This window comes from bacterium (genome assembly GCA_026708015.1).
Lineage (GTDB): Bacteria > Actinomycetota > Acidimicrobiia > Acidimicrobiales > Bin134 > Poriferisocius.
In genome coordinates, this window is sequence record JAPOVT010000067.1 from 1 (window position 1) to 2651 (window position 2651).

A 2651-nucleotide genomic window follows, 5' to 3' on the forward strand; every position below is an offset into this window, starting at 1 on the left:
GGGTAGCCCTGGATTACCCCGTTGCTGGGAGCAACCCCGCAAACAGGATGCCGAGCCGGGGCCGGAGTCGCCGTGGGGGCCGGAGTCGCCGTCGGAGTCGGAGTGGGCGTCGGAGTCGGAGTGGGCGTCGGAGTCGGAGTGGGCGTCGGAGTCGGAGTGGGCGTCGGAGTCGGAGTGGGCGTCGGAGTCGGAGTGGGCGTCGGAGTCGGAGTGGGCGTGTTATCGGTCGAGGTTTTGAGCCAGTCTGTGAGGTCGTCGCAAGCCCTATTCAGGTAAATCGCGCCCGTGAAACCGATCACTATAGACGTGCCAAAAGAAACTGCGGCGTAATACAAGCCAGCAGATATAAGCGCTCCGGCTGCTCCGTGAGCATATTTGCTTTCGCAGATTTCCTCTATTTCGTCTTTGGTGTATTTCTTCAACGCTATTCCTATTCCCTCCACAATCTTGTCCTCAACATTGTCGGGAACCAAACTTGAAAATGGGTAGAAAAGAGTCTGCCCTGCACAATTGGCAGCAATTGAGGCGGTGACTCCCACGCCTTTGAGTCCAACGTCTTCAAGCTTGTCCTTGATCTCATTGGTAATGGGAAGCAAAAGCACGTTCACTATTCCGGAGTTCAACGGGCACACAGTCAAATTGACTGTGTGCCCCGCGAATTCCCAAGTCTTCGTAGCGACCTTTTTCAAACCGCCAAACACCGCACCCCAATCAGTCGAAGATTTTTCCACCAGCACGGGCTTATAGCAGACAGGGTCGATGCTCGTCTGCTCCCAAACAGCACGCCGCCAACCCCTACTGCTGCGGCCACTGGGCCTGGAAGATTTAACCTCATTGTCTCCCGGCTTGACCCAAGCCTCAGGCAAGGGAAGCCCAGCTTGGCCAACCGGACAATTGGGCTTGGGGTCTGATGTTGTCGCATGCACGCATTTGCCGTTTTGGAGCGTGTGGCCGGATTCGCACGGGAGTCTAGGCGAGTGGATTCGGGTTATTGAGACGACGCATTGCGATCCTTGGGACCTCCCCTGAACGCATTTGTAGGTGGGTGTTTTGGTGGTGGTGGTGACGCAATTCGATCCCGCCTTCGTCTCCTGCGCCTCGCATTTGTAGGTGGGTGTTTTGGTGGTGGTGGTGACGCAATTCGATCCCGCCTTCGTCTCCTGCGCCTCGCATTTGTAGGTGGGTGTTTTGGTGGTGGTGGTGACGCAATTCGATCCCGCCTTAGTCTCCTGCGCCCCGCATTTGTAGGTGACGGACCCGACCACTTCGGTGCCTACGCATCTGTTGGGGCTTCTGAAGGTCTTTAGGCCGGTGCAGTAGGGGGTGGCGGTGGTGTACCTATAGCAAAATGAGCCGTTGTTGCTGTAGCCGGACGGGCAAAAGGGGTTCGTGATCTTGCGGGTTGTCGGGTTGTAGCAGATCGAATAGACGTAGTTGGTCCCAGCCGGACACTTTTGGCTTGCGGTTCTGTAACAGACAGGAATACCCAAATAACCGGTTGTTAGCCTGCCAGAACCGCAGCGGTACGACGCGTTGGTCACCACCGTGTCAACGCAGCTATTGCCCAAGCGGGTGCCCTTCGAGCACACCGGGGTGGCCGGTTTCGTCACGGTGCGCTGGCACACGTCGCGGCCCAAGCCCGGAGTCACCAGCGCGTAGCCGCCGGGGCAGCTCGGCTTGATCGGTTTCGTCACGGTGCGCTGGCACACGTCGCGGCCCAAGCCCGGAGTCACCAGCGCGTAGCCGCCGGGGCAGCTCGGCTTGATCGGTTTCGTCACGGTGCGCTGGCACACGTCGCGGCCCAAGCCCGGAGTCACCAGCGCGTAGCCGCCGGGGCACTCCGGCGTGCCCGACGTCGTGGTGGTCGTGGTCTTGCTACAGCTCGACTTCGAGCTGTCCAAGTCATATCCGGGCAGGCATGGCTCGACGGCATCCGGTTCGTGAGCCGACGCCACAGCAGGCACCAACACAGCAACCAAACAGAACACAACGAACAAAACGACGAAACACTTGGAGGCCCCCTTCGGGCAAGTCGAACATCCAAGCGAATAGAGGCTGCGGCCAGACCCGAAGGGGAACGCGGCACCTTCCGGGCGGTCGGGTGTTGTCGGTGCGGGCATGGGACGGCCCTCCTCAAAGGTGTATGCGGCGGATAAATGCCTTTATCCGCCGCATACAGGCCCCAGCGAAAACGACGGGCACCACGCGTCCTGCGGGCGCGGAAACCCAGCTCTAACTGGGCATTCGCCGGACCGGGGCGGGCGAGCCGTGCGCCGGGCTGCTCTCAACCGCGGCAACTGCTGGTTTGGTGGTGGCCCTGCTCGGATCGACGCTGCGCCTGCGGCGGAACACCTCTTGCCGGACGGGCGCGCCGATCCGGCTGGGAATCCGTTCGCCCCGGCCAAATGGGTTATCGCACGCCTGGCGGCCGGGGGGAGGCGGCAAGCTTCCACCGAGCGCTTGACAAGCAGCCCCGAGCCGAACTAGAAGGATAAAGGCATTTATCCGCCAAATAGAGGCAAGCTCAGCCCGGGCGGATTTTGCTGTTTCCGGCTCGTTGAACTCCTAGAAAGTCGGCTAGGAAAACGGCGATGAAGCCCCCCCCCCCCCCCCCCCCCCCCCCCCCCCCCACCCCCCCCCCCACCCCCCCC

At 61.1% G+C, this 2651-nt stretch carries 1 protein-coding gene; it reads left to right on the forward strand.

The genetic code is table 11. The features are described 5' to 3' along the window. Positions 1-238 (forward strand): hypothetical protein (locus OXG30_17095; GenBank protein ID MCY4136607.1); only part of this gene is annotated, 238 nt, incomplete at its 5' end. Between the last annotated feature and the right edge of the window lie 2413 nt (positions 239-2651).